General features: G+C 60.7%; 23 protein-coding genes. 8 read left to right on the top strand and 15 right to left on the bottom strand.

From position 1 onward, the window contains the following. The first annotated feature begins 439 nt into the window (after positions 1 to 439). Both ACPYOI_RS23660 and ACPYOI_RS23655 read left to right on the top strand, forming a co-directional pair. The gene (locus tag ACPYOI_RS23660; RefSeq protein WP_481417592.1) at positions 440 to 1,072 is read left to right on the top strand and encodes a cupin domain-containing protein; all 633 of its coding nucleotides are present in this window, start codon (positions 440 to 442) and stop codon (positions 1,070 to 1,072) included. A gap of 1 nt (position 1,073) precedes the next feature. Further along, a complete protein-coding gene (locus ACPYOI_RS23655) occupies positions 1,074 to 1,706 on the top strand; it encodes a cupin domain-containing protein (protein ID WP_481417591.1) in 633 nt (210 codons plus the stop codon). Between the two features lie 177 nt (positions 1,707 to 1,883). On the opposite strand, the gene ACPYOI_RS23650 is transcribed toward ACPYOI_RS23655, so the two are convergent. The 6 genes from ACPYOI_RS23650 to ACPYOI_RS23625 all read right to left on the bottom strand — a co-directional run bounded on the left by ACPYOI_RS23650 (position 1,884) and on the right by ACPYOI_RS23625 (position 10,122). Further along, positions 1,884 to 2,933 carry an ABC transporter substrate-binding protein gene (locus ACPYOI_RS23650; RefSeq protein ID WP_481423430.1) on the bottom strand — a complete coding sequence of 350 codons (1,050 nt, stop codon included), beginning with the start codon at positions 2,931 to 2,933 and terminating at the stop codon, positions 1,884 to 1,886. Positions 2,934 to 3,047: 114 nt separating this feature from the next. After that, positions 3,048 to 4,154 (bottom strand): ABC transporter ATP-binding protein, encoded by a 1,107-nt coding sequence (locus ACPYOI_RS23645; protein ID WP_481423429.1) that lies wholly within the window; start codon positions 4,152 to 4,154, stop codon positions 3,048 to 3,050. A gap of 115 nt (positions 4,155 to 4,269) precedes the next feature. Continuing rightward, positions 4,270 to 5,355: an ABC transporter substrate-binding protein gene (locus ACPYOI_RS23640; RefSeq protein ID WP_246704606.1), complete on the bottom strand. Its 1,086-nt coding sequence runs from the start codon at positions 5,353 to 5,355 to the stop codon at positions 4,270 to 4,272. A 58-nt stretch (positions 5,356 to 5,413) separates the two neighbouring features. After that, the gene (locus tag ACPYOI_RS23635) at positions 5,414 to 6,526 is read right to left on the bottom strand and encodes a cupin domain-containing protein (protein ID WP_481417588.1); all 1,113 of its coding nucleotides are present in this window, start codon (positions 6,524 to 6,526) and stop codon (positions 5,414 to 5,416) included. Positions 6,527 to 6,564: 38 nt separating this feature from the next. Further along, complete coding sequence (locus ACPYOI_RS23630; protein ID WP_481417587.1) at positions 6,565 to 8,304, bottom strand: ABC transporter permease; 1,740 nt, start codon at positions 8,302 to 8,304, stop codon at positions 6,565 to 6,567. A 51-nt stretch (positions 8,305 to 8,355) separates the two neighbouring features. Beyond that, a complete protein-coding gene (locus tag ACPYOI_RS23625) occupies positions 8,356 to 10,122 on the bottom strand; it encodes an ethanolamine ammonia-lyase reactivating factor EutA (protein WP_481417586.1) in 1,767 nt (588 codons plus the stop codon). Between the two features lie 576 nt (positions 10,123 to 10,698). Here ACPYOI_RS23625 and ACPYOI_RS23620 point away from each other — a divergent pair. From ACPYOI_RS23620 to ACPYOI_RS23595, 6 genes are all read left to right on the top strand, one after another. After that, the gene (locus ACPYOI_RS23620) at positions 10,699 to 11,700 is read left to right on the top strand and encodes a Bug family tripartite tricarboxylate transporter substrate binding protein (RefSeq protein WP_481423428.1); all 1,002 of its coding nucleotides are present in this window, start codon (positions 10,699 to 10,701) and stop codon (positions 11,698 to 11,700) included. Between the two features lie 101 nt (positions 11,701 to 11,801). Then, positions 11,802 to 12,536 (top strand): maleate cis-trans isomerase family protein, encoded by a 735-nt coding sequence (locus tag ACPYOI_RS23615; protein WP_481417584.1) that lies wholly within the window; start codon positions 11,802 to 11,804, stop codon positions 12,534 to 12,536. Positions 12,537 to 12,699: 163 nt separating this feature from the next. Next, positions 12,700 to 13,701 (top strand): Bug family tripartite tricarboxylate transporter substrate binding protein, encoded by a 1,002-nt coding sequence (locus ACPYOI_RS23610; protein WP_481417583.1) that lies wholly within the window; start codon positions 12,700 to 12,702, stop codon positions 13,699 to 13,701. Positions 13,702 to 13,796: 95 nt separating this feature from the next. Continuing rightward, a complete protein-coding gene (locus tag ACPYOI_RS23605) occupies positions 13,797 to 14,429 on the top strand; it encodes a cupin domain-containing protein (RefSeq protein WP_168833028.1) in 633 nt (210 codons plus the stop codon). Position 14,430: 1 nt separating this feature from the next. Next, positions 14,431 to 15,036, top strand: a complete 606-nt coding sequence (locus tag ACPYOI_RS23600) for a cupin domain-containing protein (RefSeq protein WP_168833029.1) — start codon at positions 14,431 to 14,433, stop codon at positions 15,034 to 15,036. A gap of 36 nt (positions 15,037 to 15,072) precedes the next feature. Beyond that, positions 15,073 to 16,617 (top strand): ethanolamine ammonia-lyase reactivating factor EutA, encoded by a 1,545-nt coding sequence (locus ACPYOI_RS23595; protein WP_481423427.1) that lies wholly within the window; start codon positions 15,073 to 15,075, stop codon positions 16,615 to 16,617. Between the two features lie 40 nt (positions 16,618 to 16,657). Here the strand turns inward: ACPYOI_RS23595 and ACPYOI_RS23590 are convergent, their stop codons facing one another. The 9 genes from ACPYOI_RS23590 to ACPYOI_RS23550 form a co-directional block, all read right to left on the bottom strand. Then, the gene (locus tag ACPYOI_RS23590; protein ID WP_481417581.1) at positions 16,658 to 17,731 is read right to left on the bottom strand and encodes an ABC transporter substrate-binding protein; all 1,074 of its coding nucleotides are present in this window, start codon (positions 17,729 to 17,731) and stop codon (positions 16,658 to 16,660) included. Positions 17,732 to 17,906: 175 nt separating this feature from the next. Beyond that, complete coding sequence (locus tag ACPYOI_RS23585) at positions 17,907 to 18,665, bottom strand: SDR family NAD(P)-dependent oxidoreductase (RefSeq protein WP_205927367.1); 759 nt, start codon at positions 18,663 to 18,665, stop codon at positions 17,907 to 17,909. A gap of 23 nt (positions 18,666 to 18,688) precedes the next feature. Then, a complete protein-coding gene (locus ACPYOI_RS23580; protein ID WP_481417580.1) occupies positions 18,689 to 19,513 on the bottom strand; it encodes an NAD(P)-dependent oxidoreductase in 825 nt (274 codons plus the stop codon). 18 nt (positions 19,514 to 19,531) lie between these two features. Then, positions 19,532 to 21,301, bottom strand: a complete 1,770-nt coding sequence (locus ACPYOI_RS23575; RefSeq protein WP_481417579.1) for a hydantoinase B/oxoprolinase family protein — start codon at positions 21,299 to 21,301, stop codon at positions 19,532 to 19,534. After that, complete coding sequence (locus ACPYOI_RS23570; RefSeq protein WP_481423426.1) at positions 21,288 to 23,360, bottom strand: hydantoinase/oxoprolinase family protein; 2,073 nt, start codon at positions 23,358 to 23,360, stop codon at positions 21,288 to 21,290. The genes ACPYOI_RS23575 and ACPYOI_RS23570 overlap by 14 nt, the downstream gene beginning before the upstream one ends. A 151-nt stretch (positions 23,361 to 23,511) precedes the next feature. Next, positions 23,512 to 24,462, bottom strand: a complete 951-nt coding sequence (locus tag ACPYOI_RS23565; protein ID WP_481420127.1) for a LysR family transcriptional regulator — start codon at positions 24,460 to 24,462, stop codon at positions 23,512 to 23,514. A 15-nt stretch (positions 24,463 to 24,477) separates the two neighbouring features. After that, complete coding sequence (locus ACPYOI_RS23560) at positions 24,478 to 25,488, bottom strand: LysR family transcriptional regulator (protein ID WP_481420128.1); 1,011 nt, start codon at positions 25,486 to 25,488, stop codon at positions 24,478 to 24,480. An 81-nt stretch (positions 25,489 to 25,569) separates the two neighbouring features. After that, the gene (locus ACPYOI_RS23555; RefSeq protein ID WP_481420129.1) at positions 25,570 to 26,346 is read right to left on the bottom strand and encodes a DUF1194 domain-containing protein; all 777 of its coding nucleotides are present in this window, start codon (positions 26,344 to 26,346) and stop codon (positions 25,570 to 25,572) included. 350 nt (positions 26,347 to 26,696) lie between these two features. Then, positions 26,697 to 26,903, bottom strand: a 207-nt coding sequence (locus ACPYOI_RS23550) for an SDR family oxidoreductase (RefSeq protein ID WP_481420130.1), incomplete at its 5' end; no start/stop codon positions are given.

Below are 26,903 nucleotides of genomic sequence, written 5' to 3'. Positions count from 1 at the left end.
AAGTTCCAGTTGCGATGCCGCATGTGAGATATTGCCTGCCTTTATCACTTCGGCAAAATATCGGAGCTGTCTGAGATTAAGGTTCACCTCGCCGCCCGCCTCCGTAGAACGCGTTCTATTTCCGCAAATGATGCGATCAAAAGGAAAGATGACAGCTAATAAAACGTGCCTGCGATGAGGAACTCATCAACCTCCACCCCTAGCTGCAGCCTCCCAACCACATTCCGAACCACGACGTTATATGCATGCTAGCTCACGGCAAGAATGGAATTTTGCTATCTGCCAGATCAAGATTAGCTTGCTATCTCGCTGCATTGGATGGGAACCGCTGACAGCCTGTCACAGCGTTAAATTTATGGCTTGTGTAATATATCCATCTTAGACAGCACTAGGTGAGCGTGTGAAGATTTCCCCAGGCCAATCAAGAGACAATGAGGATATGAAAACCCAGGAAACGTCGCCGGAAACGCCGGGCATCAATCATAATTCCAAGAATCTGAGCAATGAAGAGAAGATTGCCGGCCTTTATCACTCGAAAAAGGACCGCGTCTTTGTTCGCCCCATCCAGGGCGCCTACAACCTGAAGGAAGAGCTGGATCGTTTGCGCTCGGTCCCGCGCGTCAAGAAGGCCAAGGAGACCGGTTTCGTCGACGGGCCGCAGGCGTTCAGCCGCCACTATGTCGAACCCAAGGACGGCATCACCCAGACCTTCCATCTGCATCTGGAAGAGTATGCGCCGGGCGCCGCATCCCAGAAGCACGGGCACGTCAACGAAGCGGCTTTCTATATTCTCGACGGCACCGGCTATGAAATCCATGACGGCGTACGCTATGACTGGGAAGCAGGCGACGTCGTCATCGTCCACAACAACTGCGTCCATCAGCATTTCAACGCCAGCAAGGAGAAGCCTGCCCGCGCCTTGGTCATCAAGACCAAGCCCATGTATCTCTTCCTCAACATGCTGTTCCAGAAACAGGTGGTCGCCCGCCAGGTCGAGGATACGCCTGAGAGCGCCGGTTTCGAGGTCCGCGAACTCGAAGACGACCTGAACCATCCGAAGGGAGGATACTGATTTGGCGTGGGATGAAACTTCGGTCTGGCTGAACGGCGCCGGCAACGAGCGGCTGTACCAGCGGCTTCTCGATGAGGCCCAGGACGCTCCTTCCCGCAACTCGCGTCGGAAAAAGATCGTCAAGCCAAAGGAAATGCCCTGGGAAATGTCCCGGCAGGGTCTGCTCAAGCATCTCATCAACGAGAACATGAACACCCGCATGGAAACCGTCGATGCCTATATGCAGATCATTCCGCCCGGCTCCCGCTCGGGCAAGCATCGGCATCTCGCCGAGGAATGCGTCTATGTTCTCGAGGGCCGCGGCTACGACATCCATCAGGACTGCGATGTCGAAATTACCGATTCCTTCGAGTGGGTTCCCCAGAAGGAAACCAAGCGCTTCGAGTGGGAGGCGGGTGACGTCATCTACATTCCCCCAAACACGATCCATCAGCACTTCAACCTGCAGCCGGATCGCCCGGTGCGATTGATCTCCGCAACGAACCGTATCTTCAAGCAGATCGGGCTGAACACCCTCGATCAGCTGGAGGACGCGCCGGAATTCGATCCGAAGGTCACGCTGACCGACGACATCGTGCGCGAATATCTGAGGGGCACACGTCAGCCTGCTGGGCATATTCCCGGACATCCGTGATGCAAGGGCATGATCTGCGACACGCAAAAATCACGCGATCGCGGATCATGCTTTAGGTGCCTTCGCGACCATGATCACGGTAGCGCTATTTTCGACCCTCAAGTCACGCAGCATTGCCTCATAAAAATGGCCCGGCCATCGGAATGGCCGGGCCATTTTGCTCTGCACTATACGGTGTCAGCCCGGATTTCCTTGCAGCACAATCTTGTCGTAGAGCGGCTCCCACTTGGAGGCGTTGTCGAGCTTGTCCGCCGGATCGGCGATCTTCAGCTCGATGGATTCGAGCGGTGATTTCACCTTGGTCGACGTCGGAATATAGTTGAGCGAGGTCAGGATCGGTTGACCCTGGCTGATCATGTAATCGGAAAAGAGCGCGGCCGCGTTGGGATGGGGAGCGGTCTTGACGACACCGATCCCGTTGGCGCGGGCAATTGCCGGCTCCAGTGCAAACCAGTTGATCGGCGCGCCATTGCTCTTTGCCTGTACCGGCATGTAGTTGTAGAGCGTCAGACCGAGCGGCACTTCGCCCGCGACGACCAGATTGTTCAGCAACGAATGTCCCTTGCGAACGGAAAGGCCATTGGTCTTCACCAGATCGCGGAAGTACTGCAGCCCCTTGTCCTCGCCCATCGTCTCGACGACCGACGTGAACCAGTCGATGTCCTCGGCTTCGAAGCCGAGCTTACCCTTCCATTTGGGGTCGAGCAGATCCGCATAGGTTTTGGGCAGATCCTCCTTCTTCACCTGGTCCGTGTTGTAGGCCTGAACCCATACGGAAAGCAGCGTGCTGACCCACTCCTTGTGCTCCGGCACCGCGCCCTTGAGCAGATCGGCGTAATATGGCGATTCCGTCTTCTGTAGGAGGCCTTCCCGGTGAAGCGCCTCCATCTCAGGCGCGCTGATGTGGATGCTGTCGACGGTTGCGCGCCCCGCCTTCTGCTCCTGCACGACGCGCTGAAGAACGTCGTCGCCGCTCGCGCGCCAAGTGGTGACCTTGATGCCGTATTTGTCCTCGAACGGCTTGATCAGCGGCTCGAGGTCGTTCTGGGCAATCGACGTATAGAGCGTCAGCTCGCCTTCGGCCTTGGCGGCCGCCTCCAGCTTCGCCTCGCGGTCGGGGGCTGTCGACGTCAGCAGCGAGTCGTCGGCCTGTGATGGTATGGCGAAACTTGCGGCCAGCAGCGAAGACGCGGTCGCAAGCATGAAAAGACGCCTCTGCAATTTCATTCTGTTCTCCTCTTCTTTCTTCTTTGAACCCGCCTTCACTCCATTGCAGGCGGGTTTGTCGTGATTGACCGTCTCCAAACAGGTCATCGACCCCACGAATGGCCGAGGCCGCGATCAGTTGTGGATCAGCGTGCAGTGCTCAGGATGGATATCGACGAAGATCCGGTCTCCGATCGGCGTGCGCAGCGAAGGATGGGCGCGGGCGAGCAGCAGGGTGCCGCCCAGATCGATCTGGAAGTCGATGAACTCGCCGAGGAACAGCTTGGTGCTCACGGTGCCCTCGAGCAGACGGTCCGAGGGGACGCTGTTGTCCGCGGTTTCGAGAAGGCGGACGTTTTCGGGGCGGATCGATACCGTGATCTTGTCGCCGGGCTGCAGGCCCTCATTGCCGGCCATCCGGATCGTACCGATTTCGCTGTCGATCACCCATTCGTTGCTGCGCGTGTCGCGGCTTTTGACCGTCGCCTGCAGGAAGCTCGTCGTGCCGACGAAATCGGCCACGAAACGGGAGGCGGGCTTTTCGTAGATATCCCGCGGCGTTCCCAGCTGGACGATCCGGCCGTTCTGCATCAATGCGATCTGATGGGAAAGCGCGAGCGCCTCCTGCTGGTCGTGGGTGACGTAGATCGTCGTTATGTTCAGCTCGCGCTGCAGGCGCTTGAGCTCGAACCGCATCTTCTCGCGCAGCTTCGCATCGAGGTTGGAAAGCGGCTCGTCGAGCAAGAGCAGCTTCGGCTCCATGACCAGCGCCCGCGCCAGTGCCAGTCGTTGCTGCTGGCCGCCGGAGAGCTTGGTTGCCTCGCGCTCTGCGAAATTTTCGAGCGCCACGACCGAGAGGACGCGATTCACCTTGTCCTCGATCTCCTGCTTCGTGAAACGCTTGCGGCTGACGCGGAGAGGAAAGGCCGCATTCTCGAAAACACTCATATGCGGCCAGATGGCGTAGCTCTGGAACACCATGCCGAAATTGCGCTGGTTCGGCGCAACGAAGACGTTGCTGCTGGAGGAGAAGACCACCGTATTGTTGACAGAGATTATTCCCGTCTTCGGCCGTTCGAGACCGGCGATCGACCGCAGCGTCGTAGTCTTTCCGCAGCCGCTCGGTCCAAGCAGCGTGAAGAGCTTGCCCTCCGGGATCTCGAAGCCGACATCCTGTGCGGCCTTGACGACGTTCCCCTTCTTGTCGGGATATTCGGTGTAAAGCTCCCTGACGGAAAGCATGACGGTTTTCTCCTCATTGCGGGATTGCAGAGACGACATCCACACCCGCCGATCGGGATGTCCGGCCAAAAGCAATTGATCTCCCGCAGCGGCGATCCGCTGCGGGAGCGAGTCTTCACTTCTTCTGAAGAACGATCTGATCGAAGAGGTCCTGCCACTTCTTGCCTTCGTCGAGCACGATCTTGGAATCGATCACATCCAGGCGGACACCTTCAGGCAGCGGGAAAAGCGCAACGTTCGTGGGCGTGAAACCTCGCTTGGCGAGGATCGCTTGCGCATCGGTCAATTCGAACTCATAGAAAAGCAGGGCCGCATTCGGATGAGTTGCATGGCTCGAAATGCCGATGCCGTTCACGCGGGACGGAATGGGCGATATGCCGAAGGAATCCACCGGCGCGCCGTCCTGCTTCAACTGCTCGGCCTTGTATTGGTAGACCGTCATCGACAGCGGCACTTCGCCCGATGCGACGAGATTGGTCAGCAGCGTATGGCCGGAACGGACGGAAAGACCGTTCGTCTCGCTGAGCTTGCGGAAGAAGTCGATCCCTTCCTGCTCGGAGGGAAACCGTTTGATGACGGCCGCCATCCAGTCGGAATCCGAGGCCTCGACGCCGAGCTTGCCCTTCCACTGCGGATCGAGGAAATCGGTCCACTTCTTCGGCGCGGAAGCAGCGTCGACGAGGTTGGTGTTGAAGGCTGACGTAATCACGTTCAGGCGCGTGCCGACCCAACCGTGATGTGGTGACACGGCCTCCGGCAGCATCTGCTTGAAGGTCGGCGAAGAAATGGGCTGCAGGACGTTTTCGCGCGTCAGCGCTTCGAGCTCCGGCCCGTTCGTCTCGAAAACGTCGGCGGTGTAGCGGCCGGCCTTGGTTTCGGTCACGCCGCGCTGAAGCACGTCTTCAGAGCTGCCGCGCCATATCTCGACCTTGATACCGTATTTTGCGGTGAAAGCATCCGTCAGCGCGGTCATGTCGTCGACTGGTGCGGAAGTGTAGACCGTAAGCGTACCTTCCTGCTTGGCGCCGGCAACCAGTTTCTCCATACGATCCGCCCCTTCATACTTGGCGAGATCGGCAATGGTCGACTGGGCAAAGGACGGCGCCGCGGCGAGCAGCGAGCCGGCCGCTACGGCGGCCATTCCAAGGCAGTGGAGCCAGGCGGACCGGCCGCCCTTGCTCCGGGTTGAATCCATGCTCATTTCTTTCCTCCTCCATTGTGGCCGGGACAGCAGCCGGCTCTCTGATGTTTTTGGCTGTCTATTTCGACGGCAGGTCCGCAAGTTCCGCCTCGTAGGCGGCATCCATGCGGGGGGTCAGGCCGTTCTTGGCCAGCGCGTCGGCGAATGTCGTTCGCACGATCGCGCTCTCGTCGGCATAGTCGATCTGGTCGCCCCCGAGGCGCCGGCTGATCCAGGCTTTCGGCACACCCTGCGCATTTCGGATCGAGACGACCTCATGCTTGAAGGCGAGGTAGCGGGCGGGCGTCGTGCCGGTGTTGAAGTGCTGATGGAACCACATGTTCGGCGGCACGATCAACGTCCCGACTTCCCAGTCGTAGCGCTTGGGCTCCTCGCCTTCCGGCCACATCAGCGAATAGCCTTCGCCGCTGAGGATGATGACGTAGGCGCCCGGCCCGTGGGCATGTCCCTTCTTGTAGGTGCCGACCGGGAACTGCGAAATATGGCTGTTCATCGAGCCCTTCGCCATGTTGAAGCGGATATGGCCGCCGCCCGCACCGCGCTCCTTGGCACTGATCAAAGGCAGGCTGACCGCATCCGCGACGAAATTGGTCTGAAGCAGAAGACCCTTCTGCTCGCCCTTGTTGCTGAAGTAATCGGGCTCGCCGGCAAAACGGTTCGGGAAGTCGTGCTTGCTATTGAAAACGAAATCGAGATCTTCGTAGAGATTGATGATCGGCGGCGCGTTGGTGACGCCGATGTAACGCGCCGGCTGCTGGCCGGATCCGTTGAAATGCTGGTGCCAGGTATTGAGCGGGATGGCGAAGAGCGATCCGGCCTGCCACTCGAAGGTGATCCTCTGGCCGGCGTCGTTCCAGACCGTCGTCGAGCCGCGCCCCTCGAGCACGAGGACCATTTCCTCGTAGAGCTGGCGATGCGGCGCAAGCTTCCCGCCCGCGGGAATTTCCATGACATAGCTGTCATTGGACGTGCGGGAGGCGTCGTGGTTGACGAACACGGCATTGCCGCCGCGCCGCGCCCAGGGCTTCAGAGGCACGGTCCTCAGATTGCGCACGTAAAGGGCGGGGATGATGTCCAGCCCCTCGTCCCGAATCCAGCGTGTGTAAGGCGTTTCCTTCTCGGTCGCGAACTTCTTCGCCAAATCTTCCGAAACGAGTGCGTCTTTCGCCATTGGGCCTTCCTTTCAATGCGTTAGGTAAATGAAATGGCTCAGCTCTCGCTGACGCCGAAACGGCGGCCGACGAGCTGTGCGATGATGACGATTACAAAGAGTGCGGCGATCAGCATGACGCCGAAGGCCGAGAGTTCGACATATTGGCCGTTCTGCCAGAGCTCCCAGATCACGATCGAGACAACTTCCGAACCGGAGCTGTAGAGAAGCACGGAACTGGACAGTTCGCGGACGGAAACCACGACCACGTAGATCCAGCCGGCGAGCAGGCCGGGTTTCAGGAGTGGCAGCAGGATGCGCCAGAAGGTGGTGAGCCAACCGGCTCCGCTCATCGCCGCGGATTCCTCGAGCTCCTTATGGATCTGCAGCATCGAGGTCATGTTGTAGCGCATGCCATAGGGCATGAAGCGCGTGACGTAGGCGATCAGCATGATCCAGAGCGTGCCGTAGATGCCGATGTCGAGGTAGAGGTAGCAGATCATCACCGACAGGCCGAGGACGAGGCCGGGGAAGACCATCGGCAGCGAGGCGAGATTGTCGAGCAGCCAGCGGCCGGGCAGCTTGGTGCGCACGACGATCCAGCAGATCACCGAGGTCATCAGCATGACCAGCGCCGCCGATCCGAGCGACAGAATGAGGCTGTTGATGACGGCGCGGTCGACCGTCGGGTAATTGATCATCTTGATATAGGCGGCGAAGGAAATGTTCTTCAGCGCCGCATAGCTCGGCACGCTGTAGTATTTCTGCAGCGACGACCACAGCAGCACGAGGAACGGCAGCACGACGACCAGCAGGGTGTAGAAGACCAGGACGATGGCGGCCGGAACGCGCCAGGCGCCGAGATCCATCGGCCGCGGGCGAAAGCCCTTGCCCGTCACCGTCGAATAGCGGCTGCCGCGGGCAACCAGCCGGGACTGGAAATAGATGCCGAAGGAGGCGATCGCCAGCAGCGTGATGGCATAGGCAGAAGCGAGGCCGACATTGCTCGGGTATTCGTGGATCGCCTTGTAGATCGACGAGGTGAAGACCTGGATACCGACAGGCAATCCTAGAAGCGCAGGCACTTCGAAGGATTCAAGCGAGCGGACGAACAGGATCAGGAACGAGCCCAGAACTGCCGGCCAGGCCAGCTTGAAGGTGATCCGCATCGCAATCTGCGGGATGGAGGCCCCGCTCATCATCGCCGACTCTTCCAGCGACGGATCCATGGCGCGGAAGGCGGCCGACATCAGCAGGAATGCGACCGGGGAGTAGTGCAGGCCGTCGACCCAGATCATTCCGCCCATGGTGTAGATGTCGAAAATCGGGTCCTGAATGCCAAAAATGTTGCGCGCGAGCAGGTTGAAGATGCCGATCTTCGGGCTCGCCAGCATGATCCAGGCGACCGTGAAGAGGATGCCTGGGATAACGAGCGGCACAATCGCCGCCGCGTAGAAGAGCATTTTGAACGGCGTGTTGGTCCGCTCATTCAGCCAGGCCAGAAAGCCGCCCACGACGAGCGCGAGAGAGGCAGTGCCGAAAGCGAAGACGACCGAGTTGACGAAGAGGCTGAAAGTCTCGGGATTGGTATAGGCCTCGATATAATTGCCGAAGGTCGCAACGGCAGGCGACGCGGCGGTGCCAGGCGTCAAGAAGCTCTGCCAGACCAGAAAAACAAGCGGCACGAGCGCCAGCCAGGCAACGGCCGCCACGACAATACCGATGACAATCCATTTGGCATCGAAGCGTGGAGTTCTCAGCGAAGCCGACTGCCCCGCATACTCCTGTTCGATCGTCATTCATATCCTCCCGATTATTTCTGCCTAGTGGAACCCGCCTCCGGCTGCGGCTTACCGTTGACGTAGACCGCTTTTTTCCGTGGCGACGCCATGCGAATGTGCCTCGCCGCCATGATGGTGATGGTGGTGACCATGGTCGTGATCATGACCATGATGATGATGGTGGTCATGGTGGTGACGATGCCCGCCGGCGGCGGAGCCTCTTTCACTCCATTCGCGGTGATGAATGCGCTGCGGCCGGTCGACCGTCGCTTCCGCCTCGCTGAAAACCAGGGACTTTACAGTCACCGGGACCGTTCGCGACGGCAGCCGGACACGCCCGAGGTCAAGGAAATCGAAATCGTGCAGCGACAGTCCATCGAGGACGAGAACATCCTCCGTCACAGCGAGCTCTTCCTTGAGGATCGAACCCAACGTCATCGCGACATCCCCGTCGAGCATGACAAGGATGGGTCGACCGATAACGGCCGACTTCAGTGCTTCTGCTAGCGCCCGGATGCGGCCATATTCAGGTTCGCCGGCCCATTCAAAGGCCAGCGCAAACTCGACACCGCTGCTGTCTATGTCGAAAAGCTGCAGGTGGCGTGCAATTGCCGCGGCAACGGCCTGCGCATCGATTTCGCCCGAGAGATCGACGGGCGGGCGCAGCACCTGAAGATTGCGGCGCGGCAGCAGCCTGCCGGGATCGGAAATGAAGGACGTGCTGCCGCTCAGCTGCACACTGTATTCCGATGCGCCCAGCGCCGTGGCACGGATGCACTCGCCGCCATCGAGCAGAGGCCAGGGCAAGGCACCTTGATCGAGCCTCGCGCGCAAGGCTCTTCCGAGCCGGCGGCCGAGATCGCCGAAGTCGCGCTCTTCCCGCCCGTAGAGATATTCGCCGACGCCGCCCGAGAAGATCAGGCCGTCGATCTTGCCAAGCACCGGCAAGCGTTCGGTCAGGAAGAGATGCATGACCGACACCTGAGGCTGCGGATCGGCAATCGCCGAGAGCAAGGTATCGGCCATGACGGCGGCGACATGATCGAGATCGGAGGATGAAACGGTGTCGCCCTCGCTCCAGTCGAAGCCCGCCTGGCGCGCGTGATGGCGGCCCGCAGGATCCAGCCGGACGATGCGATTGTTCTCGTCGACGACGATGAGGCGTCCGCCGACATGGACGGCCGCCGTGGCAACGACCTTACCGTGCTCGATCAGGCCGAGTTTTGCCGTGCCGCCGCCGATATCGACATTAAGGAGGCGCGTCTGGTCGTCATAGGATCGGCGGGCAGCGCCCGAACCATACGCTGCGAGCATCGACTCCATGTGATGACCGGCCGTGGCGCAGACGAACTGTCCGCCCTTGGAGGCGAGAACCGCAGCGATGGCGCCGGCGTTCTCGCGGCGCAGAGCCTCGCCGGTCAGGATCACCGCACCCGTATCGATCTCATCCGGCGAGAGACCGGCGGCTGCATAGGCTTGGTCGATGATCTCGCCGAGCGCCCGCGCGTCGATCAGTGTTTCGTTTTCATAGGGCGTGAACTGCACGGTCGACTGGAAAAGCGTGTCGCGCGCGACGATGATATAGCGGCTGGTAAGATCCTCGCCGCTGCGGCGCAGGTGAATGGCCGAGAAAATAACTTGCGTGCCGGAGGACCCGATATCGATCCCCACACTTTTCAGAAAGACGTTGTCCTGCAGCCAGATCGGATTGTCTTCGAGCGCTCCGATCGGGCCTAAATCGTCATGGTCGTGATCGGAATCCGGCCCGTGCTCATGACTGAATGAATCCTCGTAACGATGGTCGTCCAGCGTATGGCTTTTCGTCTCACTCGTCATGCCACCTCCCTTTCCATCGCCGAAACCGACACAAACGCCGGCACACACGGCCTTTGCGGCCGTTGCTCGCGACAATCGATTCTTTAAATTGCGGCCCGCGGCCCCATCGGGCCGCAAAGCGCTTATCTCAAAGGCCACCGCATCTATCGAACGACCGCCTCACTGCGCCTCCTCCAAAACGCATTCCCGGCCTTATTAAGTTTCGAGTGAAAGCGCGGACAATCGCGCCTGCCATTTTCAGCGCCGCCGTTCCTGCCTGTCCATGAAGGCCTCGATGACAAAAGCCTATAGAGATGCTGAACGGCTGTCCAAGATCGTTCAGCAATGCAAGACATAATTTTTTCGCCGTAGCGATCAGGTCTAGTCGCGTCCTTCGAACCGAAGCCTGCGAAAGTTAGTGCGGGCGCAAGCGATGTCTATTTCGAGAGGCGAAACAATATGACCTGTCACCAAGTCACCTCTTTGGCCATTGCATAAAACTTATACCTTGCCACGCTTATCACTATTAGACACGCACCTCTGACCTTGTGACAATTGCCTCATGCCCAGGGAGACTGGGGCTAGAGGAGGAACATCATGTTTAGAGCCATATTGGGGCCGGCGGCGGCTGGCCTGCTGATCACTGCTGCCTTTTCACCGGCGCTTGCCGATTCCGGCGCGGATTTTTTCGAAGGCAAAACTGTCAATTATATTGTCGCGACCGGCCCCGGCGGCGGCTTCGACAGCTATGGCCGTCTCGTGGCCGAATACATGCAGAAATACTTACCGGGCACCACCTTCGTCGTCCAGAACATGCCGGGCGCAGGGCATATGCTCGGCGCCAACTATATCGCCGGCTCGAAGCCGGACGGCCTGACGATCGGTACCTTCAATACTGGTCTCGTCTACAGCCAGCTCGCCGGCGTCAGCGGCGCCCGCTTCGACCTCGGCAAGATGTCCTGGATCGGCAAGGCCGCTTCCGATCCGCGCGCAATCATCGTTTCCAAAGATTCGGGTATCACTGATATCAAGAGCTTCATGACGGGCAGCAGCAAGGTGAAGTTCGCAGCCGCCGGCGTCGGCAGCGGTTCCTATGTGGAGACGCTGATGCTGGCGCAAGCAGCCGGGCTGCCGGTGGATATCGTCAGCGGTTATAATGGCAACGAGGACGAGCTCGCCATGATGCGCGGCGAGATCCAGGGCGTCGTCGCCTTCCGTTCCAGCTACGAAGACTTTGTGAAGGAGGGCCGCGGCAAGTTCATCGCTCAGATCGGCGGCTCCAGCAAGGATCTGCCGCAGCTTGCCGATCTCACCACATCCGAACAGGCCAAACAGGTGATTGCGCTGATTGCCTCCCAGGGCACGATTGCGCGGCTGACCGTCGGGCCGGAAGGCATTCCGGAAGATCGGTTGGCCGCGCTCCGCGATGCCTACAAAAAGGCTGTCGCCGATCCGGAATTCGTTGCCAAGGCAAACAAAATGGGCCTTCCCGTCGATGCCATGGTTGGCGACGATGTCAGCGATGCCATCAAGGCGGCGCTCAACCAGTCGCCGGATACGGTGGCGCTGATCAAGCAATCGCTATCCAAGAGCCAGTGAGAGGCTGCCCCCCTGGCCCGACAATTGCGGCGGCAGACATGCCGCCGCCTTTCTCGCCGGATTTCCCGGCCGCGTAATTTTAAGGCATATTGGAGAAAAGCATGAGTTTCAGCAGCTGGCGCGGTACGATCGGATGCATCAAGCCAACGATGCGTCCCGGCTCACTCGAGGAGCTTATCCGGATCCTGCCCGACGGGATCGGTGTCATTCCCCTGTTTCTCGACATTAAGAAAGGGGCGAAGGACGAACTCGACCGCGCCGTGCAGGGCTACGAGCCGCTGATCGCCCGGCTGGTGGAAGAGAAGGTCGACCTGATCCATCCGGAAGGCGCGCCTCCCTTTATGCTGCTCGGGCACAAGGGAGAGGCGGAGCTGATCGCCGGCTGGGAGAAGACCTACAACACGCAGATCTTTACCTCCGGGACCAATCATATCCGGGCGCTGAACGCGCTCGGCATCAAGCGATTCGTCGGCGCCTCCTATTTCGGCGGCAAGATCAACGAGGTCTTTGCGCGCTACTTCACTGATGCCGGTTTCGACGTGCTGGCGATGGAGGGCATCGACGTGCCGTTCACCGAGGTTGGGGCACTCTCGCCGGAGACGGTCTACGCCCATATCAAACGCATCTTCCTACCCCATAAGGGAAAAGCCGAGGGTATCTATCTGCTTGGCTCCGGTTGGCGGGTCCTCCCGATCATCGACATGCTCGAACAGGATCTTGGCGTGCCGGTGCTGCATCCCGTGCCGGCGCGCTGCTGGGAAATCCAGCATCGGCTTTCAATCCGCCAGCCCGTGCGCGGCTATGGCCGACTTCTCGCCGAAATGCTGCCCGGATGAACCCGGGCCGCAGCAAGCGTCTGCCCGTCTTCGGAAAGGGTTGGCGGAGGGACTATTCGCTTAGAGTAGATTGGGTTTTGCCCGGGTCCGCGGAAGCCCCGTCTCAGCTGGGAGGGCTGCGGCGTAGGACTTCATAGATTGATCGATTTTGGAGGAGGAAAACATGAATCTCATCGTTGATAGGCTCGCCGCCGCGGGCGTCGCCCTCGTCCTTCTGGCGGCGCCTGTCGCCGCGCAGGAGGGGGCGGAATTCTTCGACGGCAAAACCGTCAACTATATCGTCACCATCGGTCCGGGCGGTGGCTTCGACACCTATGGGCGGCTTGTGGCGCAATACATGCAAAAATATCTGCCCGGCTCCACCTTTGTCGTCCGCAACATGCCCGGCGCCGGCCATGTCCTCGGCACCAATTTCATCGCCGCCTCGAAGCCGAACGGATTGACCTTCGGGACGTTCAACACCGGCCTCATCTACAGCCAGCTCGCCGGCGTTTCCGGCGTCCGTTTCGATCTGGGCAACATGAGCTGGATCGGCAAGGCGGCGTCCGATCCTCGCGTCGTGGTCGTCTCCACCAAATCCGGCATCGACAGCATCGAGGAACTGATGGCTGGGAAAGGCGAGATCAAATTCGCCGCCGATGGGGTCGGCAGCGGCTCCTATGTCGAAACCATCATGCTGCAACAGGCCGTCGGCCTGCCGGTCAAGATCATCAGCGGCTATAACGGCAACGAGGCTCAGCTCGGCATGATCCGCGGCGAAATCCAGGGCGTCGTCGCCTTCCGCTCAAGCTACGAGCAGTTCGTCAGCGAGGGTAACGGCAAGTTCCTGGCTCAGATCGGCGGCAGCGACAAGACGCTGCCCCAGATGGCCGATTTCGCCTCCACCGCCGAGGCGAGACAAGTGATCGCGCTGATCGCCTCTCAAGGCACCATCGCCCGCCTGACCGCCGGCCCCGCCGGCATGCCGGACGAGCGGCTGGCTACTCTTCGCGAGGCCTACCGCAGAGCGATTACCGATCCGGAGCTCATCGCCAAGGCCGACGGCCTCGGCTTGCCGGTCGATGCGATGATCGGCGAGGATGTCGCCACTGCGATCAAATCGGCGCTCGCCCAATCGCCCGAAACCGTCGCGCTCATCAAGCAGTCGCTGTCTTCGGGGCAATAGGAGGTGCCTTGAGCCCCTGTGCTGGCCGATATGCTGCCAGGCTGAAGCGGTGACCGACAATTCACAATTCCGAAAGCAGAAAGGACCTGGATCATATGGACCAGAAAAAAGACCGGGAGGAGACACCCGGAATCTCCCACAATTCCAAACACCTGACCCGCGATGAGAAGATCGCGGGGCTCTATCAATCAAAGAAAGACCGCGTCTTCGTTCGTCCTATCCAAGGCGCCTACAACCTGAAGGAAGAGCTGGATCGTTTACGCTCGGTCCCGCGTGTCAAGAAGGCGAAAGAAACGGCCTTCGTCGACGGGCCGCAGGCCTTCACTCGCCACTATGTCGAACCGAAGGACGGCATCACCCAGACCTTCCACCTACACTTGGAAGAATACGCGCCCGGCGCCGCCTCGCAGAAGCATGCGCATGTCAACGAGGCCGCCTTCTACATTCTCGACGGCACCGGCTACGAAATCCATGACGGCGTTCGTTACGACTGGGAAGCCGGCGACGTCGTCATCGTTCACAACAACTGCGTCCACCAGCACTTCAATGCCAGCAAGGAACGGCCGGCGCGCGCTATCGTGATCAAGACCAAGCCGATGTACATGTTCCTCAACATGCTCTTCCAGAAGACGGTTATCGACCGCTCCGTCGACGACACCGAGGAAAGTTTTGGCTTCGAGGTACGCGAAGCGGAAGAAGATCTGAACCATCCGAAGGGAGGCTATTGATATGGCTTGGGATGAAACCTCCGTATGGCTGAACGGCGCAGCCAATGAGCGCCTCTATCAGCGTTTGCTCGACGATGCGCAGGACGCGCCCTCGCGCAATTCCCGCCGCAAGAAAATCCTGAAGCCGGGCGAACTGCCATGGGAAATGTCCCGCCAGGGGCTTTTGAAGCACCTGATCAACGAGAACATGAATACCCGCATGGAGACCGTTGACGCCTATATGCAGATCATTCCGCCGGGCTCCCGCTCCGGCCGGCATCGGCACCTCGCCGAGGAGTGCATCTATGTCATCGAGGGCAAGGGCTACGATATCCATCAGGACTGCGACGTCGAGGTCGTGGATGCCTTCGAATGGGTGCCGCAGGAGGAAAAGAAGCGTTATGAATGGGAAGCGGGCGATGTGATCTACATCCCGCCGAACACCATCCATCAGCATTTCAACCTCGATCCGGATCGTCCTGCCCGACTGATCGCGGCAACCAACCGCATCTTCAAGCAGATCGGTCTCAATACGCTCGACCAGCTCGATGATGCGCCGGAATATGATCCGCGTGTCGTCTTGACCGATGAGATCATCAGGGACTACGTCCGGGGTAACCGGCGCTGAGCGATCATCCTCGGCGCCGATGACGGAGTATTGCTCGTGGCGGACAGACCTCACTCGATCAACGACCACGCCCTCGGTGCCGATTACGACCACGATCATGGTTCCGGTATGGTCGACCACGACCATGATCACGACTTTCCCGAAGAGTCCGACATCCTGAAGCCGGTGACGTTCCTGAGCGCCGGCATCGATATCGGCTCTTCGAGCACGCAGGTCGCCTTCTCCAGGCTGTCGATGGCGTACACCGGTACGGATAGCCCGGGTTATCGGCGCGAGACGCTTTTCCTCTCCCCCATCGCGCCGACGCCGTTCGACGAAAACGGCTTGATCGACGAGAGCCGGCTCTTCGCCATCCTCGGCAATGCATTCGAGGCTGCGGAACTAACACCAGACGATATCGAGACGGGCGTTGTCATTCTGACCGGCGAGGCGGCCTTGCGGCGCAACGCCGATGCGATCGCCGACCTCGTCTCCGAAACGGTCGGCGAACTGGTCTGCGCGGCGGCCGGTGATCATATGGAGGTAAGGCTCTCCGCCCATGGTTCCGGCGCGGTCGAGTGCTCGCGGCAGGAGGGCGGGCGGCGCATCCTCCTGGTCGATATCGGCGGCGCTACCACGAAGCTCGCGGTCGTGGAAAACGGATGCATCATCGAAACAGCCGCGCTTGCTGCCGGCGGACGCCTTGCCGTCATCGACAAAGAAAACCGCATCCGCCGCCTCGATGCGGCCGGCGCTGCCTACGCCCGTCGCGCCGGTTTTGATTGGGAGGTCGGCAGCTTGATCGATCCCGCCGCGCGTCGCGCCGTCGCGTCGACGATGGCAGATACGATCCTCGACGCCATCACCGGGCGCATGTCGGAAACGCTCCAGCAAACCTTGCTGACTGCGCCTTTGCAGCAGGCTGCCGTCGATGGTGTCATGTTTGCCGGTGGAGTTGGGGAATATGTGTACGACAGGGAGAAACGCGATTTCAGCGATCTCGGCCGCACACTCGGGACCACACTGCGCGGGCGCATCCATACGGGGCTCTTGCCCTATCCTCTGCTTCCGCCCGGTGAATGCATCCGCGCAACCGTGCTTGGCGCTTCCGAGCACAGCGTCAGGCTGAGCGGCGACACGATTTTCATCTCGTCGCCGGCAACGCTCCTGCCCCGCCGCAACCTCCAAGTCTTCCGCCCGCTTATCAACCTCGAAGCCGATACGCTTGTCGCGTCCGAGATTGGTACCTCGATCGAAGGGCATGTCGCCGCCTTCGATATCGATCCATCCCGCCCCATCGCAATCTCACTCGGGTTCGGTGGGATGCCCGCCTATCCTCGGCTGAGAGCATTGGCAGAAGGGATTACCTTTGGCTTGGCAGCCCAGATTTCGCGAAACGTGCCGCTTTATATCCTCGTTTCAGGCGATATCGCCCGCAGCCTCGGCGCCATCCTCAAGGAGGAACTGCAAGTTGCGAGCGAAGTGATGGTGCTTGACGGCATCGAAGCAAGCGACTTCGATTTTGTCGATGTCGGTCGTGTCCGGCTGCCATCCTTCATGGTGCCGGTGACGATCAAGACACTGCTTTTCGGTACGCGATAGAATGAGGCGGGAGGTGCCGCGGCCCTCCCGCCTCGCAAGCTCAGCGCTCGGCGGTGACGATCTGCTCGTAGAGATCGCTCCATTTCTTGCCCTGGTCGAGCAGGAAGGCGGGGCTGATGATCTTGATCTTCGTGTCGGCCGGCAGCGGAACGCGCTTGATATTCGTCGTCGTCACATTGCGCTTGGCAAGCACCTGCTGTCCCTCGCTGATCATGTATTCGTGGAACAGGATGGCGGCATTGGGATGCGGCGCATATTTCGAGACAGCAACACCGTTGAGCCGCGCCGGGATCGCTCCGATGGTAAAGAGATCAAGCGGCGCGCCGTCATTCTTTACCTGCTTGGCAGTGAAGTCGAAGACGGTAAAGGCGAGCGGAACTTCGCCGGACGCAGTGAGATTGGTGAGCAGCGTATGACCCTTGCGCACCGAAACGCCGTTGGTGGCCATAAGCTTCTTGAAGAAATTGATGCCCTGCTCTTCCGTCGGAAATTCCTGGGCAATGGCGGAGAACCAATCGTAATCCTCGTATTCGATGGCCAGCTTGCCCTTCCATTGCGGGTCGAGGAAGCCGTCCCAGGATTTCGGCAGCTGGCTCTTCTGCACCAGGTTGGTGTTATAGACGCCGACGACGAGGTTCATACGTGAGCCGACCCACATATGATGCGCAGGAACGGCATCGGGCAGGATCTCCGGCAGGGTCGGCGAATTGATCGGCTCCAGCACGCCTTCGCGGGCCAGCGCCTCCAGCTCGCGGCCGCTGTTTTCGAAGACATCGACGCTGTAGCGGCCGGCCTTGATCTCAGTGAGGCCGCGCTGCAGGACGTCTTCGGACGAGCCGCGCCATACCTCGACAGGAATGCCGTATTTGGCGGTAAAGGCATCGGTGACGGCCTTCATGTCATCGACCGTGAAGGAGGTATAGACGGTGAGCGCGCCTTCCTTTTTGGCCCCCGCCGCAAGTTTTTCGAGGCGGTCCGCCCCATCATATTTGGCAATGGCGTCGACCGAGGCCGATTGCGCGGATGCCGTGGCTGCCAGGCCGACGGCGGCAATCGCCGCAGCGGCGAAGCCAAGCACGGATCTGCGTAAAGCGCGATGAATATTCTGTCGCATATCTCTCTCCCTTTTTATGCGAACAACGTGTCTCTCCCTGGCCGAAGCCACTCGCACGGCCCAGGCCGGCGGCATCGATAGTTCTGCGATGGCATGTCTTGTGATCGGCGGACCGCTCCTCTGCGGCCCGCCTCACATAAGCGCCCGCACATCATGCGCGGGCGCCTCGACTTTTTTACTCCGAACCCGGCATCAAGGCCGAAACACCGCCGTCGACGAAGAGCGTCGTGCCGTCGATGAAGTCGGAATCCGGTGAAACCAGGAACAGGATGGCACGGGCCAGATCCTCCGGCACGCCGGGCCGATCGCGCAGGTTCACGACCGGGCGCGTCGGATCGAAGGTGTCCTTGCCGACCGGCGAGCCGATCTTGTTCGGCACCACGCAGTTGACGCGGATCTTGTGCTTGGCGAGCTGGACGGCAAGCGAGCGGCTGAGATTGGCGACGCCCGCCTTCGCCGCTGTATAGGCGATCGCGCGAGGGCGGCCGTAGAAGCCGGAAGTCGAGCCGATGTTGACGATCGCTCCGCCATGTCCCTGGGCGACCATCTGGGTCGCGACATATTTCGACATCAGGAAGGTGCCGGTCAGCGTCACCGCGATCACCCGATCCCATTCCTCCTTGGTGACGTCGAGAATATGCTTGTTGTCGCTGATGGCGACATTGTTCACCAGGATATCGACCTTGCCGAAGTGGGCGGTCACGTCGGCCACGAGTTTCGTGACATCGGCTTCCAGGGCAATATTGGCCGTGAAGACTTCCGCCGCGCCACCTTCTTCGCGGATTGCCCTCGCAACGCCAGATGCGAGATCGCTGTTGACGTCGACAAGCGCCACGGAAGCGCCGCTGGCCGCCAGCAGCTTCACCGTCGCCTCGCCGATATTGCGGCCGGCACCGGTAACAATGGCAACCTGACCTTCAAGCTTCTTTTCCAACTCTCATCCTCCTTGATCCATGCTCATGCGAGCAGGCTCTGCATCTTCTCGCGGTTCATCGTTTTCATGAGCTGGTCGACAAGACCGTTCAGCGGCAGCGGCAGCTTGGCCGACTGGGCGAGGTCGAGGGCGACATCCAGATCCTTCTCCGCCCATTTGCCAGTGCTCTTGCCCCAACGTGACAGCGACCAATTGGCACCGCTGGAATGGCTCAAGGCCGCAACCAGCGTCGGAACATCGGCCCCTAGCGCGCGGGCGAGGCTGAGGGCCTCGTAATTGGCGCAGATGCAGGCCCAGAGCAGCATGTTGTTGGCCGTCTTGGCGATCTGGCCAGTGCCACTCGGGCCGATATGCAGGATGTTGCGGCCGAAGGCGGAAAGTACCGGCCGGGCCTTGTCCAGCCACTTCGCCTCGCCGCCGACGAAGACGGTGAGCGTGCCGTTGTCGGCCGCTTCCTGACCAAGCACGACCGGTGTGTCGAGCACGCCGATGTTGCGCTCCGCGGCCTGACGTTCGAGCTCACGGCAGGTTTCCGGGGCAATCGAGCTGGCGATGCAGATGACGGATCCAGGCGTCATCGAGGCCAGGAGACCGCCGGGGCCAATGACGTCGACCACCTGCTTGTCGGTCTGCACCATGACGATGACGACATCCGAGCGGCTGCCGACGGCGGCGATATCACTGCCGACCGTGATGCCGATGTCGGTCGATTTCTTCACCGCGTCGGCAGAGACATCATAGCCGGTGATCGAGAAGTTCTTTTCCTTCAGATGCCGGGCCATCTGATAGCCCATGGCGCCGAGGCCGATAACGCCGGCCGTGGGGTTCTTGGTTGCATTCACATCCATCTCTGTCATTCCTCCCAATCAGGCCGAAGCGGCCCGTTTTTCATTCAAGGCTCTGAGTGTTGCCGTCGCCTTCTCGTCGATGGCAAACCCTTCGCTGCCGACGACTATGGCGACGCTGTAGAATTCACGCGCTCTCTCCAGCGAGACGTAGCCTTCGCGGACATCGGCAAGCACCATGCCGGCATCGCGCGTCAGCGGGTCGCCGTAGCCGCCGCCGCCGGGCGTCTCCAGTTCGAAGACATCGCCGGCCATCAGCGGGTAGTCGGCGCAGCGCGTCGGCAACCGCTTCCGGTCCTCGCGGTCCGGATTGACCTGGATATCCCCCGTGCGCCCCGGCAATCCGTCGGAATAACCTTCAGCCGGGATGACGTGCTTGGTCGAACGGATCGAGAAGCGCGCATCAGCCAGGTTCAGGTATTTCCGCCGGATGCCGAGGCCTCCCCGGAACTTGCCGGCGCCGCCGGAATCCTTGATTAGTTCGAAGGCGATGAGCCGGGTCGGGAATTCGCTCTCGATGATCTCGACGGGTGCGATCTTGGCATTGCTCTGGTTGACCGTCGTTCCCGACGCACCGTCGCGGCTTGCCCTTGCCCCGGCGCCGCCGCCGACGATCTCGTATTGCACGTAGCCCTTGCCGGTATTGGTGCTGCGCCCGCCGAGGATGATCGAGCGGCTGCCGCAGCCATCCGCCCGCGAGCGCTCCGGCACGACATGGCCAAGGGCCGCGAAGATCGCATCGACGACCGCGTGTACCGTCGGGTTATAGGTGTTGACGGGTGCGGGATAGCGCGGGTCGACGACGCTCCCCGGCCGAGCCGTCACCGCGTAGGACTTCAGGATGCCGCTGGTGATGAAGATGTTCGGGTCGACCAGCGAGATCAAAGCATAGGCGCAGGCCGCCTGCAGAAGCGGCGGACGGATATTGGCCGGCCCGCGCGTCTGGTCCGCCGAACCGCTGAAATCAAAATGCATCGCGTCACCGGTCTTTTCGACGCGCACATGGATGCGGACCGGTTTCGCAAGCTCGATGCCGTCGTCATCGACGAAGCGCTCGGCTTCGAAGGTACCGTCCTTCCAGGTCTCGATCACCGCCCGCATGCGACGCTCGGCGATATGGCCGAGCTCGTCGAAGGCGGCCAGGCATTTGTCGAGGCCGAACTTGCCAAACAGCGCCTCCATCCGGCGCTCGCCAAGGCGCGCCGAACCGAGCTGACCGCGGATATCGCCGAGCACCAAGGCCGGCGTGCGGCTGTTAGCGGCGATGATGCGCTCGATGTCTCCCCAAGGTTGGAAATTGCGCTGATAACGCACCGGCGGCAGTTGGAGACCTTCGTTGAAGACTTCGCGCGCCTGGCCCGAGCAACTACCCGGCACCGGACCGCCGATATCGCCCTTATGCGCGATGCTGGCGCAGAAGCCCGAGAGCGTGCCCTCGAAGAAAATCGGCGTGATGACGGCCATATCAGGTGCATGCGGACTGCCTCCCTCATAGGGGTCGTTGATGAGGAAGGCATCGCCCGGCGCAATGTCGTCGCCGAAGGCGCGCAGCACGGCTGCGGTGCAGGCGGGAAAGGCGCCGAGATGCAAGGGCAGCACAACGTGCTGGGCAATGACGGCGGCATTGGCGTCGAGCAGTGCGCAAGAGGCATCCTGGGATTCGCGGATGATCGTGGAAAAGCCTGTGCGGAACAGTGAGTTCTGCATTTCCAAAACGATGCCGCCAAGGCTTGCCCGGATCACCTCCAGCTCGATTGCCGTCGGTTTTGCTGAAAGATCACGCTGCAGCATTCTTGGCTCCCATAACTACCAGATTCTTGAATTGATCAACGCGGACCGTCTGCTCCGGCATCACCACGGTCGTGCAATCGAATTGCTCGATCACCGCAGGCCCGTCGAAGGTGATGCCGACATCGAGACGCTCGCGCTGATAGACGGCGCATTCGATATCGCGACCATCCATCCGTACCCGCCGGCGGCCGAGGAGGGCATCATCAGCCGTGCCGCCCTGAGGCTGGTATTGCTTGGCATTCACAGGCGGCACGAGCCCGACCGCCTTGACGCGGTAGGAGATGATCTCCACGGATTCGCCGGAGGCCTTGTGACCAAACATCAGTTCATGCTCATCGTCGAAGCGCTTCCGCACTTCATCGAGCGCCGCGCGGCTGCCCACATCCTCGACAGCGACGGTCAGCTCGTAACCCTGGCCGGCATAACGCATGTCTAGGGCCCGGGTAATGCGGATCTGCGACGGGCCGAAGCCTTCCTCGCTGAGTTCCGCCAGCGCATCCGCCTCCATGTCGGCAAAGATCTCGCTCACCGTTTCCGGCGCAACCTTGTCGAGCTGGGCCAGACGCGAGCGGACATAGTCATGGGTGACATCGGACATGATGAGGCCCATGGCCGAGAAGACGCCGGCATGCAGCGGCACGACGATGCCGGCCATGCCGAGATCACGGGCGATGCGGCACGCATGAAGCGGGCCGGCGCCGCCGAAAGGCAGCAGCATGAAATCGCGCAGGTCGTGACCGCGCATGGTCGAGATGGCCTTGATCGCCTCTTCCATCTTCACGTCGATGATCTTGATGATGCCTTCCGCGGCATCGCGGACATCCATGCCGAGCGGCGTGGCAACGGCAGTTTCCACGGCCTTTTGTGCTTTTGCCGTGTCGAGGCGCATCTGGCCGCCGAGAAAATTATCCTCCGAGAGATAGCCGAGCAGGAGGTTGCAATCGGTGATCGTCGGCTTGGTGCCGCCGCGGCTGTAGCACGCCGGACCCGGCACGGCACCGGCGCTTTCCGGCCCCACCTGCAGCACGCCAAACCGATCGACCTCGGCAAGCGTACCACCACCGGCGCTGACGGTATTGATGTCCATCATCGGCATGGCGATGTCGCGGCCTTCGACCTTGCCGCGATTGCTGATGACGGGCGCACCGCCCTTGATCAGCGCCACGTCGCAGGATGTGCCGCCCATGTCGAAGGTGACGATATCGTTCCACCCGGTGGAGCGTGCCATGGCGACGCTTGCCGTCACGCCGCCGGCAGGACCGGAGAGAACCGTCGTGACACCCTTCCTCGCCGTCGTCGCGAAAGTTGCCATGCCGCCATTCGACTGCATGATGAATTTCTGCGGCGTATCGACGCCGATCGACGACAGCTTGTCGGCCAGCCGGGCGATATAGCGTGCCAGGATCGGCTGCAGATAAGCGTTGACGACGGTGGTGCTCAGCCGGTGATACTCGCGGATCTGAGGCACGATCTCCGACGAGAGCGAAATTTCGCAGTCAGGGAGCTCCTGGCGGATGATCTCGCGGACACGCTGCTCGTGTCGCGGCTGAAGGAAGGAGAACAGCAAGCAGACGGCAACCGACTCGATGCCCTCGTAGCGCAGGTCCCTCAATGTCTCGCGCAATGCGTCCTCGTCGAGATCCTGAAGCACGCTGCCATCGAAAATGACGCGCTCGGAAACCTCGCCGGTCGTGGACGGCAGCACGATCGGCGCGGGCCGCTCATACATTACGTCGAAGATGGCAGGACCATGCGGTCTTGCCTGCTCGCCGACCTCGTAAATGCCGCGGAAGCCCTTGGTGACGAGCAGTCCTGTCTTGGCGCCCTTGCCTTCCAAAAGCGCATTGGTGCCGACTGTCGTGCCGTGGCAGAAATAGCTGATCTGTTCGGGTTTAACGCCCTTCTGCAACAGCAGCTCGATACCGGAAAGGATCGCCCGTGACGGGTCGTCCGGCGTCGAAGGAACCTTCGAAATCGATGTTTCGCCAGTCGCTTCATCCATATAGACGAAGTCGGAAAAGGTACCGCCCGTATCGACGGTGACCCGATATCCCCCCATAGCTTTCTCCTCATGAATCAATAACTTGCGAGAGCATCGGCACGGTGTGCCGCGTCTCGTTTGTTGTTGAGGAGAAGGTAGTCAGATCGAGTCCTGGTGTCCAAGACCGTTGAAAGCGACGAGCTATTAGTTTTTTGCTATGGCCCCTGCCCTAGCAATCGGCAAAGCGCGGATCGACGATCGCAGCGTAAGGCCGCGAGGCCAGCCAGATATGCTGCACAACCTCCTTAATGAAGGGACCGACTGCACTGTCTTCGAGCGGGGAATGTTCTTCGTTGCGCCGGATCATGAAAAGCGTGCGGCTGGGGACCGGCCGCTCGATGCGGCGGATGGCGAAGATGCCGCGGCTCACACCATCGGCCACCGTTCCATACGGCAGGAAGCTGGCTCCGCCTTCGGCGATCCGGGCGCGGATGGCAGGAACTGACTGCATGTCGGAGCGGATCAGCGGATCCAGTTGCAGACGCTGCGCCATCTGCCGGACAAGGGGTACGATGCCCTTCTCGCCCGCGAAGAACAATTCCTCCTGCAGTGCGTCGGCAAAGCTGATCGGCCCCTCCCCCTTACTCTTCGCGGCCGAGGTAACGAAGAGCAGCTCGTCTTCGATCACCGCATCGCGCACGAGGCCGGTGCGGCCTTCAACGTCATAAGCGAAAGCGAGATCGAGCTCCGACCGTTCCACCGCCGCGATAAGCGCATAGCTGAGCTCCTCGACCAGCTTCACCGGCGTCGAGCCGAGCCGCTGTGATGCGGACAGCAGGATATCGGCGCCGACAAGACGCATATGGCTTGGTGTCAGACCGATGATGAAAGGCTTCGCTACCGCCTGACCGGCCACGCGCACGTCCTTCAGCGCCTGCTGGAGGAAGCGTTCCAATTCGTTGTAGCGGTCGTAAAGCAACTCGCCGGCCTTTGTCGGCGCGACGCCGCGCGAGTGCCGCTTGAAGAGACTGACACCGACGGCCAGCTCGAGATCTCGGATCTGCAGGCTGATCGCCGTCTGCGCCAGACCCAAACGATGGGCAGCACCCGAAATGCTGCCCGTCTTGATGACCGTAGCGAAGTAGCGCAGCTGCCGAAGATTTATGGTCGTATCGTCCATCTCAGTCTAACGAGTTCAGCCGTTTCCCGGCGGCGTGTCAAAAGGGGCGCGCTTGCCGATCAAAGCGCCATAGGGACCCATCCTCTCGACGAGTAAGCCCACCATCGAACCCAGAAACCCCATCAGCGCCTTTTCGTTGACGAAAGCGGATCGGCCGGCGGCGTTGGTCAGATACAGCGTCCGCTTAATCGACGGTTCGCGGATAGGGCAGGCAACCACCAGGCCCTGGTTTACCTCTTCAGCCATCAGCCCATAAGGTACCACGCTCGTAGCCGCGCCGCGCGCGACGAGTGCCTTGATCGCCGGCATGGACTGCACCTGGAAGGCGACATTCATGTCGACGCCCAAGCGGGCGGCCTCATCATGCATCAGCCGCCAGACAATGTCGCGCTCACTGACAAGCGCAAGGTCGGTCCGTGCCGCCTCCGTGAAGGTAATAAAGTCTCGCTGCGGCTGCGTCTTGGCACTCGCGACGAAGAGCAGCTCCTCCTCGGCCACGGACGTCGTCACCAGTTCCTTGCGATGGTCGAGCTCATAGGCCAATGCCAGGTCGAGTTCACCACGCAGGAGTGCGTCGACGAGCACGAAGCTCAGTTCCTCGACGATGCGGAGTGATATCCTCGGGATTTTCAGCGGCGCAGTTTCGAGCAGGTCCGGCCCGATCAACGCTTGGATGCTGGGCGTGATTCCGAGATTGATGGCCTCCCTTTTGCTCTCGCTGCGCGCCATCACCTCACGGCGCGCTTCCTCCATCGCAGCAAGGATGGATAGGGCATGCCGATAAAGCACCTCGCCTGACTCTGTCAGCGAGATGCCACGCGAATGCCTCACGAAAAGCTGCACCCCGAGCGAATCCTCAAGCTGGCGGATCTGCTGCCCCAGCGCCGTCTGCGCGACGTTCAAACGTTCCGACGCCCGCGTAATGTTCCCGGTTTCGGCGACTTTGACGAAATAGCGAAGCTGCTTGATATTGATGGCGCGGCCCTCGACGCGGAAGATCAAGCCTATGGATAGTGGAACGGTCAAAGCTTGTATAGAGAAGCTTGACCAAGTTGGACGCCGCGCCTTTACCTTTCACCGCAAGCGGCTCAGGTGAATCAGCGAGCATCATCGATCGAACAGGTCTAGCCATTGTTTCTCGCCGATCAGACAGTCAGAACCTGGCTGGTTGCCAGCAATTGTCTGCACCGTCTCCCGTGGGGTAAGGCCACTGATCTCCAGAACCAGCTTCCGGCGTATGGCAACGGCGAAATCCTCGATCTTGTGGACCGGCAGCACGAAGGAGCCGGGACCGCCGATCACGCAATCCGCATAATATTTGTCGAGCCCGCCTGGTGCATCGGCGGGCCTCAGCATAATCGCAAGACCGTTGATGACGATGTCTGCCTCCATCGCCTTGTCTCGGACAGGTGAGACCGGATCGCCGGCATTGTTGGGACCGTCCCCCGAAACATCGATCACCTTTCGCATACCGTCATGGGGACCAGAGGCGATCATCGCTGCGCCTTGACCGATCGCGGCAGAGATCGATGTGCGGCGATAGGTGTTGATTGGCCTAGCCTCGAGCTTGCCGGCGAAATCGATCGCATCCTGCTGGTTCTCGATCACCTGCCAGCCGATCACGGAATCGGGTACGACATAGCCTGCCCACTCGAAATAGCTGATAGCGATGCGACCGGTGAGACCGCCCTTCACCGCATCGATGAATTCCTGATGTTTGAGCGCCTCGACATAACCCTCGCGCTGGATGCGAGCTTCCTCGTAATCCATGGACCGGGACGTATCGACGGCAAGAACCAGTTCCACATCGACATCGCCTCCCCCGGCTTGCGCTAGCGCGGCCGTACCATAGAGGCCCATAAGTACCGCGAGTGTTATAAGCATCGGCCACCCAGACTGCGCTTATCCAAGACGTAGAACTGTAACACAGCCCGATACGGCGGTGACGTTCTGCTGCGGGGGGCCTTTCAATTTTCAGTGATCGCACGTAGGCCACAGGAGGCCAACGCGCGGGACAGGGCAAAACAGGCAGCGCGTCGGCTGCAAACACAGTCCCTGTCGGCACGAGCTCGAACGGTTTCGCCGCAAACTCGAACTCAGCCGACAGGGACCTTGTAGTTCGTGATCACGCAGTGGGGCTATCGAACTGTTCAGCGGGTGATGGCGCCGTCATTTGCGCATCAAGTGAATCATCTCGATCCCCGTCCAATGCGTGCCGGTGCGTGACCGTTTCCTCAGACGCTCGCGACCAGCCCGCCGTCGACGCGGATGACGGAGCCCGTCAGATAGGAAGCGCGGCTGCTCGCCATGAAGGCGACCACGTCGGCATATTCCTGCGGATCACCATACCGGCCGACTGGGATCGACGCGGTGCTCGCCGCCGAAACCTCTTCGACTGCCCTGCCCTCGCGCTTGGCCTTCTGCTCGTCGAGGAAGGTGAT

The organism is Rhizobium sp. SVR5-2C, assembly GCF_056755115.1.
The sequence above is the reverse complement of the archived record's forward strand: the minus strand, read 5'-3'. Positions and strand labels throughout refer to the sequence as shown.

Coding starts and splice junctions, on each gene's coding strand:
- ACPYOI_RS23660 (WP_481417592.1), top strand. CDS start 440: ATGAAAACCCAGGAAACGTCGCCGGAAACGCCGGGCATCAATCATAAT.
- ACPYOI_RS23650 (WP_481423430.1), bottom strand. CDS start 2,933: ATGAAATTGCAGAGGCGTCTTTTCATGCTTGCGACCGCGTCTTCGCTG.
- ACPYOI_RS23645 (WP_481423429.1), bottom strand. CDS start 4,154: ATGCTTTCCGTCAGGGAGCTTTACACCGAATATCCCGACAAGAAGGGG.
- ACPYOI_RS23640 (WP_246704606.1), bottom strand. CDS start 5,355: ATGAGCATGGATTCAACCCGGAGCAAGGGCGGCCGGTCCGCCTGGCTC.
- ACPYOI_RS23635 (WP_481417588.1), bottom strand. CDS start 6,526: ATGGCGAAAGACGCACTCGTTTCGGAAGATTTGGCGAAGAAGTTCGCG.
- ACPYOI_RS23630 (WP_481417587.1), bottom strand. CDS start 8,304: ATGACGATCGAACAGGAGTATGCGGGGCAGTCGGCTTCGCTGAGAACT.
- ACPYOI_RS23625 (WP_481417586.1), bottom strand. CDS start 10,122: ATGACGAGTGAGACGAAAAGCCATACGCTGGACGACCATCGTTACGAG.
- ACPYOI_RS23620 (WP_481423428.1), top strand. CDS start 10,699: ATGTTTAGAGCCATATTGGGGCCGGCGGCGGCTGGCCTGCTGATCACT.
- ACPYOI_RS23615 (WP_481417584.1), top strand. CDS start 11,802: ATGAGTTTCAGCAGCTGGCGCGGTACGATCGGATGCATCAAGCCAACG.
- ACPYOI_RS23610 (WP_481417583.1), top strand. CDS start 12,700: ATGAATCTCATCGTTGATAGGCTCGCCGCCGCGGGCGTCGCCCTCGTC.
- ACPYOI_RS23605 (WP_168833028.1), top strand. CDS start 13,797: ATGGACCAGAAAAAAGACCGGGAGGAGACACCCGGAATCTCCCACAAT.
- ACPYOI_RS23600 (WP_168833029.1), top strand. CDS start 14,431: ATGGCTTGGGATGAAACCTCCGTATGGCTGAACGGCGCAGCCAATGAG.
- ACPYOI_RS23590 (WP_481417581.1), bottom strand. CDS start 17,731: ATGCGACAGAATATTCATCGCGCTTTACGCAGATCCGTGCTTGGCTTC.
- ACPYOI_RS23580 (WP_481417580.1), bottom strand. CDS start 19,513: ATGGATGTGAATGCAACCAAGAACCCCACGGCCGGCGTTATCGGCCTC.
- ACPYOI_RS23575 (WP_481417579.1), bottom strand. CDS start 21,301: ATGCTGCAGCGTGATCTTTCAGCAAAACCGACGGCAATCGAGCTGGAG.
- ACPYOI_RS23570 (WP_481423426.1), bottom strand. CDS start 23,360: ATGGGGGGATATCGGGTCACCGTCGATACGGGCGGTACCTTTTCCGAC.
- ACPYOI_RS23565 (WP_481420127.1), bottom strand. CDS start 24,462: ATGGACGATACGACCATAAATCTTCGGCAGCTGCGCTACTTCGCTACG.
- ACPYOI_RS23555 (WP_481420129.1), bottom strand. CDS start 26,346: ATGCTTATAACACTCGCGGTACTTATGGGCCTCTATGGTACGGCCGCG.